General features: G+C 66.7%; 13 protein-coding genes and 1 riboswitch. Of the genes, 10 read left to right on the top strand and 3 right to left on the bottom strand.

The features are described from left to right. Both AB4089_RS08485 and AB4089_RS08480 read left to right on the top strand, forming a co-directional pair. Window positions 1-3,141 (top strand): efflux RND transporter permease subunit, encoded by a 3,141-nt coding sequence (locus AB4089_RS08485; RefSeq protein ID WP_441408841.1) that lies wholly within the window; start codon window positions 1-3, stop codon window positions 3,139-3,141. 43 nt (window positions 3,142-3,184) lie between these two features. Continuing rightward, on the top strand, window positions 3,185-4,084 hold the full coding sequence (locus AB4089_RS08480) for a hypothetical protein (protein ID WP_441408840.1): 900 nt from the start codon (window positions 3,185-3,187) through the stop codon (window positions 4,082-4,084). Between the two features lie 15 nt (window positions 4,085-4,099). Here AB4089_RS08480 and AB4089_RS08475 read toward each other — a convergent pair whose 3' ends face one another. Continuing rightward, complete coding sequence (locus AB4089_RS08475; protein ID WP_441408839.1) at window positions 4,100-4,816, bottom strand: serine hydrolase; 717 nt, start codon at window positions 4,814-4,816, stop codon at window positions 4,100-4,102. A 629-nt stretch (window positions 4,817-5,445) separates the two neighbouring features. On the opposite strand from AB4089_RS08475, the gene AB4089_RS08470 reads away from it, so the two are divergent. The 5 genes from AB4089_RS08470 (at window position 5,446) to AB4089_RS08450 (ending at window position 9,360) form a co-directional block, all read left to right on the top strand. Further along, window positions 5,446-6,003, top strand: a complete 558-nt coding sequence (locus AB4089_RS08470) for a dihydrofolate reductase family protein (protein ID WP_441408838.1) — start codon at window positions 5,446-5,448, stop codon at window positions 6,001-6,003. A gap of 100 nt (window positions 6,004-6,103) precedes the next feature. Then, window positions 6,104-6,931 carry a phosphatase PAP2 family protein gene (locus tag AB4089_RS08465; protein WP_441408837.1) on the top strand — a complete coding sequence of 276 codons (828 nt, stop codon included), beginning with the start codon at window positions 6,104-6,106 and terminating at the stop codon, window positions 6,929-6,931. A gap of 2 nt (window positions 6,932-6,933) precedes the next feature. Next, window positions 6,934-7,677 carry a DedA family protein gene (locus tag AB4089_RS08460; protein WP_441408836.1) on the top strand — a complete coding sequence of 248 codons (744 nt, stop codon included), beginning with the start codon at window positions 6,934-6,936 and terminating at the stop codon, window positions 7,675-7,677. 5 nt (window positions 7,678-7,682) lie between these two features. After that, window positions 7,683-8,360, top strand: coding sequence for a response regulator transcription factor (locus tag AB4089_RS08455; RefSeq protein ID WP_441408835.1), 678 nt, complete (start codon window positions 7,683-7,685; stop codon window positions 8,358-8,360). Continuing rightward, window positions 8,353-9,360: a sensor histidine kinase gene (locus AB4089_RS08450; RefSeq protein WP_441408834.1), complete on the top strand. Its 1,008-nt coding sequence runs from the start codon at window positions 8,353-8,355 to the stop codon at window positions 9,358-9,360. Before AB4089_RS08455 ends, AB4089_RS08450 begins: the two co-directional genes overlap by 8 nt. Before the next feature lie 175 nt (window positions 9,361-9,535). Here the strand turns inward: AB4089_RS08450 and AB4089_RS08445 are convergent, their stop codons facing one another. Then, window positions 9,536-10,210 (bottom strand): hypothetical protein, encoded by a 675-nt coding sequence (locus AB4089_RS08445; RefSeq protein WP_441408833.1) that lies wholly within the window; start codon window positions 10,208-10,210, stop codon window positions 9,536-9,538. Window positions 10,211-10,214: 4 nt separating this feature from the next. Continuing rightward, window positions 10,215-10,414, bottom strand: a riboswitch (cyclic di-AMP (ydaO/yuaA leader). A 173-nt stretch (window positions 10,415-10,587) separates the two neighbouring features. On the opposite strand from AB4089_RS08445, the gene AB4089_RS08440 reads away from it, so the two are divergent. Continuing rightward, entirely contained in the window at window positions 10,588-10,845 is a 258-nt protein-coding gene (locus AB4089_RS08440; protein ID WP_441408832.1) for a hypothetical protein, read from the top strand. Window positions 10,846-10,982: 137 nt separating this feature from the next. Beyond that, window positions 10,983-12,206 (top strand): cation:proton antiporter, encoded by a 1,224-nt coding sequence (locus AB4089_RS08435; protein ID WP_441408831.1) that lies wholly within the window; start codon window positions 10,983-10,985, stop codon window positions 12,204-12,206. Between the two features lie 69 nt (window positions 12,207-12,275). On the opposite strand, the gene AB4089_RS08430 is transcribed toward AB4089_RS08435, so the two are convergent. Continuing rightward, a complete protein-coding gene (locus AB4089_RS08430) occupies window positions 12,276-12,974 on the bottom strand; it encodes a DNA alkylation repair protein (RefSeq protein WP_441408830.1) in 699 nt (232 codons plus the stop codon). 125 nt (window positions 12,975-13,099) lie between these two features. Between AB4089_RS08430 and AB4089_RS08425 the strand changes: the two genes are divergently transcribed. Beyond that, on the top strand, window positions 13,100-13,717 hold the full coding sequence (locus tag AB4089_RS08425; protein ID WP_441408829.1) for a DUF4430 domain-containing protein: 618 nt from the start codon (window positions 13,100-13,102) through the stop codon (window positions 13,715-13,717). The last annotated feature ends 106 nt before the right edge of the window (window positions 13,718-13,823 follow it).

Genomic DNA, 13,823 nt, shown 5'->3' with positions numbered 1-13,823 from the left:
ATGCGCTGGCTCATCGGGATCAGCCTCCGTTTCAAGACGGTCGTTGTTGCCCTCGCGTGCGCCGTGATGCTGCTCGGTTCCCTGCAGCTCGGTTCCGCGTCTGTGGATGTCTTCCCGGAATTCGCCCCGCCACGGGTGGAAATCCAGACAGCGTGCCTCGGGTTGACCGCCCAGGAAGTCGAAGAGCTCGTCAGCGTCCCGATCGAGGCCGCGGTGAGCGGGATGCCCGGCCTGGACGAGATACGGTCCAAGTCCGTGCCCCAGCTGTCCTCGATCGTGCTGCTCTTCCATCAGGGCACTGACCTGCTCAACGCCCGCCAGCTCGTCTCGGAACGGATGGCCTCGGTAACCGCGGCGCTGCCCACCTGGGCGGCACCGCCGGTGATGCTCCAGCCGCTGTCCGCGACCAGCCGCGTGATGAAGATCGGCATGACGTCCTCGGAACATTCGCTCATCGAAATGTCCATGCTCTCCTACTGGACCATCCGGGCCCGGCTGCTGCGGGTGCCCGGCGTGGCCAATGTGGCCATCTGGGGCGAGCGGCTCCAGATGCTTCAAGTCCAGGTGGAACCGGACAAGCTCAAGGCCCAGAACGTCTCCCTCAACCAGGTGATGGAAGTCACTGCCGGCGCCCTCGACGCCGGGCTGCTGAAATACTCGCCTGGCCGGTTCATCGGAACGGGCGGCTTCATCGACAGCCCGACCCAGAGAATGGGGATCCGCCACGTCCAGCCGATCCAGACGCCCGCGGATCTGGCCCAGGTGACCATCCGGGAAAAGGACGGGGTCGCACTGCATCTGGGCGATGTGGCCCAGGTTGTTGAGGACCATCAGCCACTGATCGGTGACGCCGTGATCAACAACGGGCACGGGCTCATGTTGATCGTCGAGAAGCTGCCGTGGGGCAACACGCTCGACGTGACCAAGGGCGTGGAGGAGGCTCTCCACGAGCTGCAGCCGGGCCTGAGTGGCATCAACTTCGACACCACGATCTTCCGGCCCGCCAGCTTTGTTGAGGAGGCGATCTCCAACCTCAGCATTGCGCTGCTGCTGGGCTGCCTGCTGGTTGTCATGATCCTTGTGGCGTTCCTCTTCCAGTGGCGCACGGCCCTGATCAGCATCGTCGCCATTCCGTTGTCCCTGCTCACCGCGGCCCTGGTGCTCTACTACACCTCCAGTGCGATTAACACGATGGTGCTCGCGGGGCTGGTCATCGCAGTCGGCGTCGTGGTCGATGACGCGATCATCGACGTCGAGAACATCATGCGCCGGCTCCGGCAGAGACGCGCCGAAGGCAGTGACGAATCGTCAGCATCGGTGGTCTTGAAGGCTTCCCTGGAGATGCGGAGCCCGATCGTCTACGCGACCCTGATCATTGTGGTCGCCGCGGTGCCAATCTTCTTCCTCGACGGGCTGACCGGCGTCTTTTTCCGGCCCCTGGCCGTCTCTTACACGTTGGCTGTCCTGGCCTCCATGCTCGTGGCGCTGACAGTGACGCCGGCCCTCGCCCTGATCCTGCTGGGCAACGCCAAACTGCAAGAACGCGACGCGCCACTGGTCCGCGTGCTCAAACGCGGCTACCACGCTGCCCTGTCCAAGGCCATGAGTCGGCCCCGGCTCGGCTACGCAGGCTTTGGCGTGCTGGCGGTGGTGGGCCTGGTCCTGGCTCCCCTGATGGGCTCCTCCCTGTTCCCCACGTTCAAGGAGCGGGACTTCCTGATGCACTGGATCGCGGAACCGGGAACCTCTGCCGCGGAAGAGTTCAGGATCTCCCAGCGTGGCTGTGAGGAATTCCTGAAGGTCCCCGGYGTCCTGAACTGCGGCACGCACATCGGGCAGGCATTCGCCGCGGACGAGATCGTCGGTGTCAACGCCGGCGAACACTGGATCAGCATCGACCGCCACGCCAACTACGACGAGACGGTGGCCGCTGTGGAGGAAGTAGTCAAGGGATACCCGGGGCTGCACCGTGACGTCCAGACCTATCTGAAGGAGCGGATCGAAGAGGTCATCACCGGCGCCAGTGAGCCCATACTGGTCCGGGTATACGGAGACGATCTCAACGTCCTCCGGGAACAGGCTCAGCGGGTCAAGACCATCATGGACTCGATCCAGGGCACCCATAACCCGCATGTGTCCCTTGAAGTGGAAGTCCCCCAGATCGCCGTCACGGTCAACCTGGCCGCGGCGCAGAAGTACGGCCTCAAACCGGGTGACGTCCGGCGCGCGGCCGCGACGCTCGTGGCCGGCGAGGAAGTCGGCGACGTCTTCCGGGACGGCCGGGCCTACGACGTCCAGGTCTGGAGCACCCCGGCCACCCGATCCTCCATCACCAGCATCGAGGACCTGCCCATCGACACCCCCAGCGGAACGCGGGTACGGCTCGCCGACGTCGCGGACGTGAGCCTGCAGGCGACGCCGAACCAGATCGACCGCACGAACGGTTCCCGGCGTGTGGAGGTAGGGTCTTTCCTGGCCGATGGAGCAGACCTGGGAACCGTGGCCAGTGAGCTGAAGTCGCGGCTGGCCACCATGGATCTGCCGACCGGCTACAGCGTGCAGCTGCTGGGCGAATACACCGAGCGCGAGGCGGCGACGAACCGACTGATGATCTACTCAGCGGCGGCACTTGGCGTGATCCTCCTGCTGCTGCAGGCGTCCTTCCGGAGCTGGCGCCTGGCACTCCTGTCCCTGCTCACGCTGCCGGTAGCCCTGGTGGGTGGGGTCATTGCCGCCTACATGACCGGCGGGGTCCTGTCCCTGGGGTCCCTGGTTGGCTTCCTCACGGTGATGGGGATCGCGGCGCGCAACGGCATCCTGCTGATCAACCACTGCCAGCATCTGGAGACCTATGAAGGCGAGACTTTTGGCCGGGCGCTGGTGATGCGTGGGGCGGCCGAGCGGCTGTCGCCAATTCTCATGACCACCCTGGCCACCGGCCTGGCCCTCGTGCCCCTGGTTGTCATGGGCAACATCCCGGGTCATGAAATCGAACACCCCATGGCCGTTGTGATCCTGGGCGGCCTGATCACCTCCACCCTGCTGAACCTGTTCATCGTTCCCTCGCTCTACCTCCGATTCGCCAAATCGAAGAAGACTCGTGAGCGGGAACGCGCAGCCGCCGGGCCGGTGACCGTCTGACCGCGGCCAGAAGCCGCACCGGAACACCTCAAAGGAAAGTCCGATGTTCCGCAAGAGCATTGCCGTTCTCAGTTGTCTCGTAGCACTGCCCCCGTCACTCGGCATGGCCGGCACCGCCCAGGCCGGGACCGCACCGGCCGGTGCCGCGACCGACTGCGGACCGGGCTCACTCCCCGACTTCAATGCTGATCTGTTCCCTCACGATCCGGAGGTGGACAACACCTGGCTGCCCATGAAACCGGGGACCCGCTCCGAGTTCACCGGCAAGGTCACAGACCTCACCACGAGCCCGCCGGAGGTCCACACCCACCGTGTGGTGTCCATCGTCACGGGCCTGACCAAAGTGGTGGATGGAGTCCGCGCGGTAGTCCTGTGGGACCGCGACTACTCCGACGGTGCCCTGGAAGAATCCGAACTGGCCTTCTTCGGCCAAACCAGGAAGGGCGCGGTCTGGCTGTTTGGCGAGTATCCGGAGGAGTTTGAATCCGGAAAATTTGCCGGCGCCCCCAGCACGTTCATCGCAGGAGTCGCGAAGGCCCGGGCCGGCATTGCCATGCTGGCGCACCCCTCCAAGGAAGTTGGTACCTATACAGAGGGGTCAGCACCCTCCATTGATTTCCTGGACTGCGGGCAGGTGGTCAGCAAGAAGGCCAACATCCTGAAGGTCGACGAGTTCAACCCCCTCGAGGGAGCGGCCGCCGGTCACCAGCAGAAGTACTACCGCGCCGGGGAGGGCAGTTTCAAGGTAACGGCTTCCGGTGGGGACAGCCAGGAATCACTGGACCTCACCTCCACCACGACGCTGGATGAGTCTGCCCTGGCCGCCGTCGACAATCGGGCGCTGGCGCAGGACCGCCACGGCTACCAAGTGAGCCCTGACGTGTACGGCACCACGGAAAGGGCGACCGAAAGGTCCACCGGCCGGTCCTGTGACCGGTCCTGAAGGCCGCGAGCCCTCTCAGAACAACGCGGCGGTCACAGTCCGGGTGAGTTCCTGGATGATCCGGGTCCGCGGACCCATGTCCGAGTAATTCTTGCCGCAGGTGTACACCACGAACACGAACGCCCGGCCGTCCTTGACCAGGACACTGGAATCGTGGAGGTTTCCAAACAGCAGCCCGTACTTGTGAAAAACTCCGACGCCCGGCGGAACTGCCGGAGGTATCAGCGTCTCGAAGTTGGTGTTCTGCATGTAGGACAGGAGCTGGGCGGTGTGAGCCGGGTTGAGCAGCTCCCCGGTGTAGAGCAGCTGGAGGGTCCGGGCCATTTCTGCGGAGGTCAGCAGGTTCACCGTAAAGTCGTACGTGATCCCGATCGAGGCCGCGTAGTCCGTGATACCCCGCTGGCCGACCGCACGCAGGATCAGCGTCCATGAATCGTTGTTGCTTTGCTGGACCATCTGCCGGATCTGGGCCCCTGCGGTCGAGCCACCCAGCGGAGCGGCCAGTGAGGCCCGCCCGGTCTCGACCAGGTGGTAGTAGGCCGACGCGGCGAGGATCTTGGCCGTACTGGCCGCCACAAACTTTTCCTGGACCCCGTAGCCGTGGACCACGCCGTCCGAAAGATCGATCAATGACACCCCCAGCGCATACGCGCTGTTGGCCTGGATGATCCCGCTGATCTGGGCGTCGAGTTCGGGGCCGATGGCCGGCACCGCGACGACGGCGGCAGGCACTTCAGCCGGCTTCGTGGCGGCCGGCGCTTGGGCCACAGCCGCCGGGGCGGGGCCGGCAACCGGTGAAGCACCCGCAGGTGCGGGAAGGTCAGACGGCGCAGATCCCCGGGGCGCGGTCAAGGGGGACGCTACGACGTTCACATCTGCGGCGGTCCCAGCTGCGGTGGCACCAGGCGTGGCCGCGGCTGCCGCCAAATCGGTTGGCACCCCTGCCTGGACGGTCGCAAAAACGCTGCCGGCAGCCACAAGAGCAACCGCGACGGCGGCCGCCGTCAGGTGCTGCGGGCGGAACCTCCACGTGTGTGGTCGTACGGGCCGGGATCCGGCCTGCGATCCGTCGTCCGCGCGGTGGCCGCCGGACCCATAGTGGCGTGGCGGCGGTTCAGTCATCCGGACCTGCCCCGGGCATCTGCGCGGAATCGTGCGCCGGCATCATTCCTCCCCCGAAAGGTGATGGACCGCGGTGGGGCCATAGAGTTCCTGCATTCTGCACGGTCCCGGCACCCCGCGCAAGAGCAGGTTCTTGGGAAAAACTGGGCCGTCAAACCTAATTCCTGACCGGGAAAAACTCCGTTGCAGGTCAGCGTGCCAAAGCCGCGGCGTACTCTGGAGAAAACCGAGGAGCGAAGATGCGAAAAATCGTCATGGTCATGCAGGTGTCTCTTGACGGATTCTTCGAGGGGCCGGACCGCGACATCAGCTGGCACATGGTGGACGAAGAATTGCACCGCCACATGAACGAAAAGCTGGCCCCCATGGGCGCCTTCCTGGAGGGCCGCGTCACATACGAACTGATGGAAGGCTACTGGCCGACCGCGGACGAGGACCCCGACATCAGTCCAGTGATGGCCGACTTCGCCCGCATCTGGCGGGACATGCCCAAGTTCGTCTACTCCCGGACTCTGACCACGGCCGGCCCGAACGCAACTGTGGTCCGGGAGGTAGTGCCGGAAGAAGTCCTGGCCCTGAAGTCGCAGCCGGGCGGGGACATGGCGGTCGGCGGGGCGGAACTGGGCGATACGTTCCGGCGGCTCGGGCTGATCGACGAATACTGGGTGTACGTCCAACCGGTTCTGATTGGACGGGGCAGGCCCATGTTCAAGGATGCCGACAGCAGGGCCCAGCTCCGGCTGCTGGAGACGCACACTTTTGGCAACGGCGTGACGCTGCTGCGCTACGCCCCCTAGCCGGGGGGCCGGTTCTTTCTTAAGCGTTTCTTAAACGCCTGGCGGGAGAGTGGGAGTCGGTGCCTTTTCGGGCGCCCGTTGTCCCGACCCGGAGGTTCCCATGACTGGACCCGTCCCTGTTAGACGCCTTGAACGCGATGCAGCACCAAACAGCGCAGCACCAACTAGCGCAGCACCAAACCCCGAAGCACCGCGCGGCCCCGACGTTACGCGTCCCGCCGCGGAGCCGCGGCTGTGGGCCCTCCCCCATATCCGCCATTGGCTGCTGTGGGGCGTCCTGCTGTCCGCTGCCGTCCTGGCACTGGGCTTGGGGGCGCAGCTGACGCCGGGCTTTAGCGCCACGGAGATCGGAGTGGACCAGGACCTCAGCCAGCATCACTCCCCAGCCCTGACCGCCGTGGCGATGGCGCTGAATGTCGTCTTTGGTCCGGTGGTGGGCCTCGCACTGATCGGCGCCGCGGCTCTGTGCATCTGGCTCTTCCGCGGCGGCCTGCTCAAGGCGGTAGCGTTCGGGCTCGTGGCAATTTCCGGCTGGGTGGCCAGTGAAATCTTCAAGATCATCGTGGCCCGCCAGCGGCCCAACCCCGCCCTGCTGTTCGATCCCCTGGCTCCGGAATCGGGCTCGGACAGTTTCCCGAGCGGCCATGTGTCCTGTGCGGTGGCCGTTGGTTTCGCGCTCTTCTTCCTGGCCCGCGGAACCCGCTGGGCCAAGATCACCGCGTTCGGTGCGGCTGCGCTGGCACTCGTCGTCGCCTGGTCGCGGCTGTACATCGGTGTCCACTACCCCACCGATGTGGCAGCTTCATTTCTGTCCACGAGCGCCGCAGTTGTCCTGCTCACGGGACTCTGGAACGTTGTGATGCCCTGGCTGGYGGCCCGGCGTCGCGCCCCTTCCGCCGTGCGGTCGCTGAAGACTGAGAGGAACTGAGAATGCACGCTGTGGACGTTTTTGCCCTCCTTCCGGCCGCCCACGCCGCCGGGACACCCTCGCTGCTGGACCCGGCAAGCCTGCTCGCCGGGCTGGGCCCGGCCGCCTTGGGCGTCATCGCGCTCATGGTCTTCATCGAATCGGGCGTGCTTTTTCCCTTCCTGCCCGGGGACTCGTTGCTGTTCACCGCAGGCCTGCTGCACCAGCAGCTGCACGTGACGTTGCCGGTGCTGATCGGCGTCGTCACCGCGGCTGCCGTCGCCGGGGACCAGGTTGGTTACATGCTGGGGCGGAAATTTGGCCGGCGATGGTTCAAGGACGATGCCCGCATCCTGAAGACAGCACACCTGACCTCCACGGAAGACTTCTTCCGCCGCCATGGCGGCGCCGCCGTCGTACTGGCCCGCTTCGTCCCCATGGTCAGGACGTTTGCTCCGCTGACCGCCGGGATCGCGCGCTATGAGTACAAGTACTTCACCCTCTGGAACGTCATTGGCGCGGTGGCATGGTCCGTCTCCGTAACGATGCTGGGCACCTGGCTGGGACACTTTGACATCATCGCCCGGAACATCGACGTCATTGCCGTCGCCATGGTCCTGGTCTCGGTGGTGCCGGGGGTCGTGCATTTCCTCAAGCGCCGCCGCAACATTCGGCGCGCCGACGCCACAGCAGACGCCACTACGGGCGACACGGCGGAGGCAACAGACGACGGACTGCGGACTGTGGAAATGGCCGCGGAAGAATAGCTGGCATGAGAACCGCTGACCGCCCGTCCCTGCTGCTCGTCGAGGACGATGCCGTCCTGGGGCCGCTCATCGCCGAGCTCCTCGATCCGGACTACCGGGTCCAGCTTGTCACCAACGGCCGTGATGGCCTCCACCACGGACTGACCGGGGCCTGGGACGTCATGGTGATCGACCGAGGGCTGCCCGTGATGGACGGCATCGCCCTCATCGCAGCGCTGCGGTCGAAAGGCATTGCCACGCCCATCCTGATCCTGACCGCCCTGGGCGACGCCGACGAGAAGGTCAGGGGCCTGGACGCGGGGGCCAACGACTACGTGACCAAGCCGTTCGACGCCGGCGAACTGGCCGCCCGCCTGCGCGCCCTGACGCGCACCTTCCCTTCTCCGGCCCCGGCTCAGGTGATGATCGGGGACTGGGAACTGGACCCGACGCAGCGCTCCGTCCGGTCCGTCTACGGGCACACGGTGCCGCTGACCGCGAAGGAATGCCAGCTGCTGGCAGCCCTGGCAGCGGAACCCGGCCGCGTGTTCACCCGGGACGAGCTCCTCGCGGCGTACTTCCACGCCTCGGACCAGCCCGGCGTGATCGATACCTATGTTCATCACCTGCGCCGGAAGATTTGCAAGGCCGTCATCCGTACGGTTCACGGCGTCGGTTACCAGATTGGCGACGCTCATGAATAACGGCGGGATCTCCGGCGGAAACCCGGACCACTCGATACTGCGCAAGGCCTCGCTCAAGGTCGCGCTGCGGATCAGCGCCGCGTGCGCAGTCATGGTCCTCGGGCTCTTCGCCGCCACTGCGCTCTACCTCATGAATCAGCTGGCCCATCCTGAAGTGCCCGGCTCGGCAGCGGCCGGGACGGCCTACGCGTACCTGGATTCCAAGGATGTCCTCGAAGCCATGGTCATCGCCGGTGTGGCGGGAATCCTGCTGGCCGGCATTCTCGGGTGGCTCAGCGCGCGCAGCGCCATCCGCCCCCTCGGTGATGCCCTGGCCCGGCAACGGCGCTTCGTCCAGGACGCGAGCCACGAATTGCGAACGCCCTTGACCATCCTGGATACCAGGATCCAACTCGCCCAGCGAAACACGGTGCCCGGCTCCAGGCAAAGCCAGGACCTGGCCCGGATCCGGGAGGACGCTGCGACGCTGACCGGGATTGTCAACGAACTGCTGCTCGCCGCGACGGCGGACGCCCCGGACCGCTCCGCACCCCCTGCCGATCTCGCCGACGCCGCCGCAGGCGTCGCAGGGAGCCTCCAATTGGTGGCAGACCAGCGTGAGGTCCGCATGGATTTCTCCGCCGACGCCCGGCCGTTGGCCCGCATCGAGAAGAATGCGCTGCGCCGTGCCGTGCTGGCCCTGGCGGACAACGCCCTCGCGCACACTCCTCCGGGCGGCCGTGTGACCATCAGGACCTCGATCGAGCAGAACAGCGCGGTGATTACCGTCGCGGATACAGGAACCGGGATTACCGGCGTGGATCAGGCCCGGATCTTTGACCGCTTCGTCCGGACCGCCAGCACCGGCGGCTCACACGGACAGCGGAGCTTTGGCATCGGCCTGGCTTTGGTCCGCGAGATCGCCGTCGCCGCTGGCGGCGCCGTCGAGGTGGCTGCGACTGGAGCCGAGGGAACGGTCATGAAGATGACGCTTCCGCTGGCCGGAAGCGTCACTGCCTGAAGCGGCAATGCCTGAAGTGGTGTGCCCCTGGACACACGGCAATGCTGGCAGATAGGACGGCAGACACAGAAAAGACCGGCGATCGATTGCCCCCAAAGGAAATCGATCGCCGGTCTTTCCGGGTTGCCTGGCCCCGGCAGGGCTGCCTGGCCCCTACTGGAATAGGAGCGCTGGATTAGGCGCGGACGAAGGTCACGCCACCGGTCGCGGTGAGCCAGGACAGCGGGTGGACCATGGTCTGGTTCTTACCGTTCATGCCGCCGCTGATCACCTGGCCGTTGCCGGCGTAGATGCCAACGTGGCCGGACTGGACCACCATGTCGCCAGGCTGCGGGGTGCCCACAACGGTTCCGAGGCCAAGGAATGCCCGGGGACCGATGTCGCCAACGGGCTTGCCTGCGGCGCCAAGGGCCTTTTCGACCATGGCGGTGCAGTCCTGGGTGATACCCAGCTGGCTGTAGGCGGCAGAAAGCATGATGGCGTTGCGTCCGCCGGCGGGCGCCGCAGCCGGCGCGGCGGCGGGGGCCGACTGCACCTGCACTGTTGCCTTAGGTGCTGCTGCGGGCGCTGCCGCCGGGGCAGCTGCGGGAGCCGGTGCCGCGGCAACAGGCTGTTCGATGACCGGCGCGGCGACGGAAGCCACCGCGGGGCGGTCGAAGCTGATCTTGACGCTGGAATCGGCGTTGACGGGGGCGCTGACCTGTCCCGCTACGTCCACCTTGGAGGCCGGAGCGGAGTCCCGCTGCACGGGGGTCGAGGCGGCGTTGGCGGCCATCGAGCCCGTCAGCACCAGCCCGGAGGCGGCGGCGAGAATGGCGCTATGGCGCGCAAAAGTACTGATTGAAGACATGGATGTAGCCTCTCCCAATGCCTGCGAGGTGAGCTGTCGGATTCGGATGGGAGTCACCCGGCCGCACTCCCGGGCCCGTCATGGCGGGCGCTGTGCGGCTTCACCCCAAGACCTGCATGTCAGCAGGCCAAAAGTGGTTTCCCCGTCTCTGCCGGCGTCGATGCGAGTTACCCCCGGGGCCGCGGCAGAGTTAGGCAATCGGCTGGGGAGCGCCTGTATCGGAGAAACAGGCACCTAACCACCGTAACGCGAACCGCACGCCAATGTCACATTCAGGTAACGGAGGCCACAGTGCCGTCCGTCGGTTGCCCATGGGGCGGGGCCGCATCCGAACGTAGGATGATGCCATCAGCACCACCTCGAAGCGGAGGCCCGAAATGAACAGCCTGTGTGTCGCCATCTGCCAGTTGAGCAGCCAGCCCAAGGAGGATTTCGACGTCAATACCGAGCTGCTGATCTTGGACGGCCGGGACGTCCATGTGGCCACCTGGGATGCGGAACCTCGTGACAGGGGCTTCGACGAGCACGTGCTCAATGACCGGGTGGACTCGCTAGGCTACATGGTTGTCAACGACTGGGCCTTCCTGGAGGGAAAGGCCTACGCCGTGGTGGAACGGCGGTCAACGACCTCCTGATTGCCAACACCCAGGCCACTGCAGGGTCAACGGGACTAATCTCTTTCCATGACGAAGGACCCGGTGGCCACGGACGCCACCATCCAGGCCGAGCCTGCTGCCCCGGTGGGCCCCGGGCAGGTCCGGCGGGGCGAGCCGTGACGTTCCTGTCCCTGGCGCTGATCGCCGTCGTCGCACTGGCCGGCCCGCTTCTGGCGCTGCCGGTGCGCTGGCGGTTGCCCGTGGTGCTGGGAGAGCTGCTGGCCGGCATCGTGATCGGGCGCTCGGGCCTGGCCCTGGTTGATCCGGCGGACCCGACGTTCAGCCTGCTGGCCAATATCGGGTTTGCGCTAATGATGTTTGTGGCCGGAACCCATGTTCCCGTGCGGGATCCGCAGATCCGCTCCGCCCTCGGCAGTGGTTCCCGCCGCGCCGCTGCGTGCGCGGCGGCAGCGGTGGCGGTCGGAACCGGCATAGGCCTGCTCTTTGGGACTGGACATGCTCCCCTCTACGCAGTGCTTCTGGCATCCTCCTCAGCCGCGCTGGTCCTGCCGATCATCGATTCCCTCCGCCTCGGCGGACCCCACGTCATCTCCATGACTGCGCAAGTGGCCATCGCGGACGTAGCCTGCATAGTGGCGCTGCCGCTCATGGTGGACCCGCCGCACGCGCTCCGGGCGGCGCTGGGCGTGCTCACGGTGACCGGCTGCGCGGTGGTTCTCTTTGTCGTACTGCGCTGGCTCGATCGCAGGGGAATCAACGGGCGCATGCACCGACTTTCCGAAAGCCGCAAGTTTGCCCTCGAGCTGCGGATCCAGCTGGTGGTTCTCTTCGCCCTGGCCGCGGTCGCGACGTGGAGCAACGTGTCCGTGATGTTGGCAGGCTTTTCCCTCGGCCTGGCGGTGGCCGCCGTCGGGGAACCGAGGCGGCTGGCCCGGCAACTGTTCGCCCTCAGCGACGGCTTCCTGGGTCCGGTGTTCTTCGTCTGGCTGGGCGCATCACTGACCCTTAAGGACCTGGCCGGACATCCGGACATGATCGCCCTCGGTGTGGCGCTGGGCGTCGGCGCCCTGTTGACGCACGCCGCCCTGGTGGTACTGGGGCTCCCGTTGCCCCTCGGAGTGCTGTCGGCGGCCCAACTCGGCATACCTGCCGCGGCGGCGAGCATCGGGACGCAACTCCAGGTCCTGCTCCCGGGCGAGGCCGCGGCCCTGCTGGTGGGCGCGCTGGTCACCATAGCCGCGAGCGCCGTCGCCGGATCACGGGCCGCCAGGGGTTTCTCGCTGCCCGCAAAGGCCGGCGGCAGGTCCGGCGATACCGGCAGCGCCGTAGGACCAAGCGGACCGAGCGGACCGAGCGGACCGGGAGGGCCGAAAGACTGAACAAGGCGACGGGCTGGGGCGCCTGCCAGACGGCACCCTCCGGCCGTGCCGGACGGAGGGTTCTGGGGGTCACCCCACGGCTGTGAATTGCAGCTCGGGTCGCCTCTTGGCCATCTCGGCGCGGACGCGGAACACCGCTTCCCGGACCGCACCGTCGTCTGCGTCGGCGTCGGCGTCGAACTTCCCGGAAGGCTCGCCGAGCACCGCGGTGGCGTGACGGATGAACCGGTCCCAGTCCCCCGCCCCGGAGCGCAGCGCCAGCAACGGCGAGAGCAGCGCGGCCCGGCGCAGCCAGGCATCGGGCTCGCGCACCCACCGGTCCAGCACGCTGTCGGCCCGCACCCTGGCCAGGACGTCGAGCCCGTCCACCAGGGGCCCGACGACGTCGACGGCGAGCGGATCCACGAGGTCCCGCAGCCGCGCCTCCCGGATGAAGCCCTCCAGCCGGGTGAGGTCGGTATTGGTCAGCAGCTTCACATTGGCCTGCAGCAGCACCACGGCGGCCAGGCGGCGCTCGAAAACCGGCGCCGTCGACAGCTGCGCGCCCCACAGCTCGGAGCTCAGCGCAGCGATCTCATCGCGGGACAGCCCGGGATAGCGGCGGCCGGCATCCCGAACGGTCCCGCGCACGGCACCCACGGAAGCACCGTAGTACCGGAGTCCCCGGCCTCCCGGCTCCTGTTCCAGCCGGGACTGCAGCTCGTCGGCACGGCGCCAGGAGCCCTCCCGCTGCAGTGCGAGGTCAATGAATTCGCCAGCATCACTCACGTGTCCATTCTTTCCCCTAGCGGCTCGGGGTGGAAACGCGGGGCATCTTCGCCTTGATCGGCCGGCCGAGCTTATCTGCCTAGACTGATATGGCAAGTCTCCGATCGAAAGCGGTTCACGCAACCATGCACACCAAACTGACACTCGCCGCCGCACTTTCCGCCATGACGCTGGCGGTGGCAGCGTGCGCAGGCCCCGGGCCGTCTACTGCACCCTCTACCGCACCGCCGTCTGAGTCTCCCGCGACATCCGCGGCGCCGGCCCCGGATTTTGCGTTGGACATCGCGGGGGCGCCGGGTCGGATCGCCCAGGCCGGTCTCGCGGTGCTGACGGCGGAGGGCAACGTGGACCACTATCACGCGCATCTGGACGTGCTGAAAGACGGCAAGCCTGTCGCGGTGCCGGCCAATATCGGCATAACGGCGGGACCCGACCACAGGGCCAACGGCATCTCGGCGCTGCACACCCACGACACCACAGGCGTGGTGCACATCGAATCCCCCACCGCGGGCCAGGTCTTCAGCCTCGGGCAGCTCCTGACGGAATGGGGTGTCCTCGGTGGCAGCGGCGCCCCGGGCACCGGAACGGGTCCGCTGGACGGCTGGACCCTCTACGTGAACGGCGAGAAGTACAACGCCGGGATCCGGGACCTGCCTCTGAGGGCGCACGACGAGATCGTCCTGTCCTACGGCACCGCGCCGGCGAAGATCCAGGCCTCCTACGATTTCCCGCCTGGAGAGTGAAGCGAGCAAGGGCGGCCGCAGGCTGCACGCCCGCCGCGCCGTAGCTATGCACAATTGTGCAGCAGTCTGACCATTTAGCCCCACAGGCAGCACTCCCGCCCTAAAA

Source organism: Arthrobacter sp. 2MCAF15, from assembly GCF_052115605.1.
Classification (GTDB): domain Bacteria; phylum Actinomycetota; class Actinomycetes; order Actinomycetales; family Micrococcaceae; genus Arthrobacter.
Note: the sequence above shows the minus strand (reverse complement) of the source record. Positions and strands in the feature narration are given on the sequence as shown.

What these genes read in the sequence shown, in the direction of transcription:
- AB4089_RS08480 (WP_441408840.1), top strand. Translation starts at nt 3,185, where the DNA reads ATGTTCCGCAAGAGCATTGCCGTTCTCAGTTGTCTCGTAGCACTGCCC.
- AB4089_RS08470 (WP_441408838.1), top strand. Translation starts at nt 5,446, where the DNA reads ATGCGAAAAATCGTCATGGTCATGCAGGTGTCTCTTGACGGATTCTTC.
- AB4089_RS08460 (WP_441408836.1), top strand. Translation starts at nt 6,934, where the DNA reads ATGCACGCTGTGGACGTTTTTGCCCTCCTTCCGGCCGCCCACGCCGCC.
- AB4089_RS08455 (WP_441408835.1), top strand. Translation starts at nt 7,683, where the DNA reads ATGAGAACCGCTGACCGCCCGTCCCTGCTGCTCGTCGAGGACGATGCC.
- AB4089_RS08450 (WP_441408834.1), top strand. Translation starts at nt 8,353, where the DNA reads ATGAATAACGGCGGGATCTCCGGCGGAAACCCGGACCACTCGATACTG.
- AB4089_RS08445 (WP_441408833.1), bottom strand. Translation starts at nt 10,210, where the DNA reads ATGTCTTCAATCAGTACTTTTGCGCGCCATAGCGCCATTCTCGCCGCC.
- AB4089_RS08440 (WP_441408832.1), top strand. Translation starts at nt 10,588, where the DNA reads ATGAACAGCCTGTGTGTCGCCATCTGCCAGTTGAGCAGCCAGCCCAAG.
- AB4089_RS08425 (WP_441408829.1), top strand. Translation starts at nt 13,100, where the DNA reads ATGCACACCAAACTGACACTCGCCGCCGCACTTTCCGCCATGACGCTG.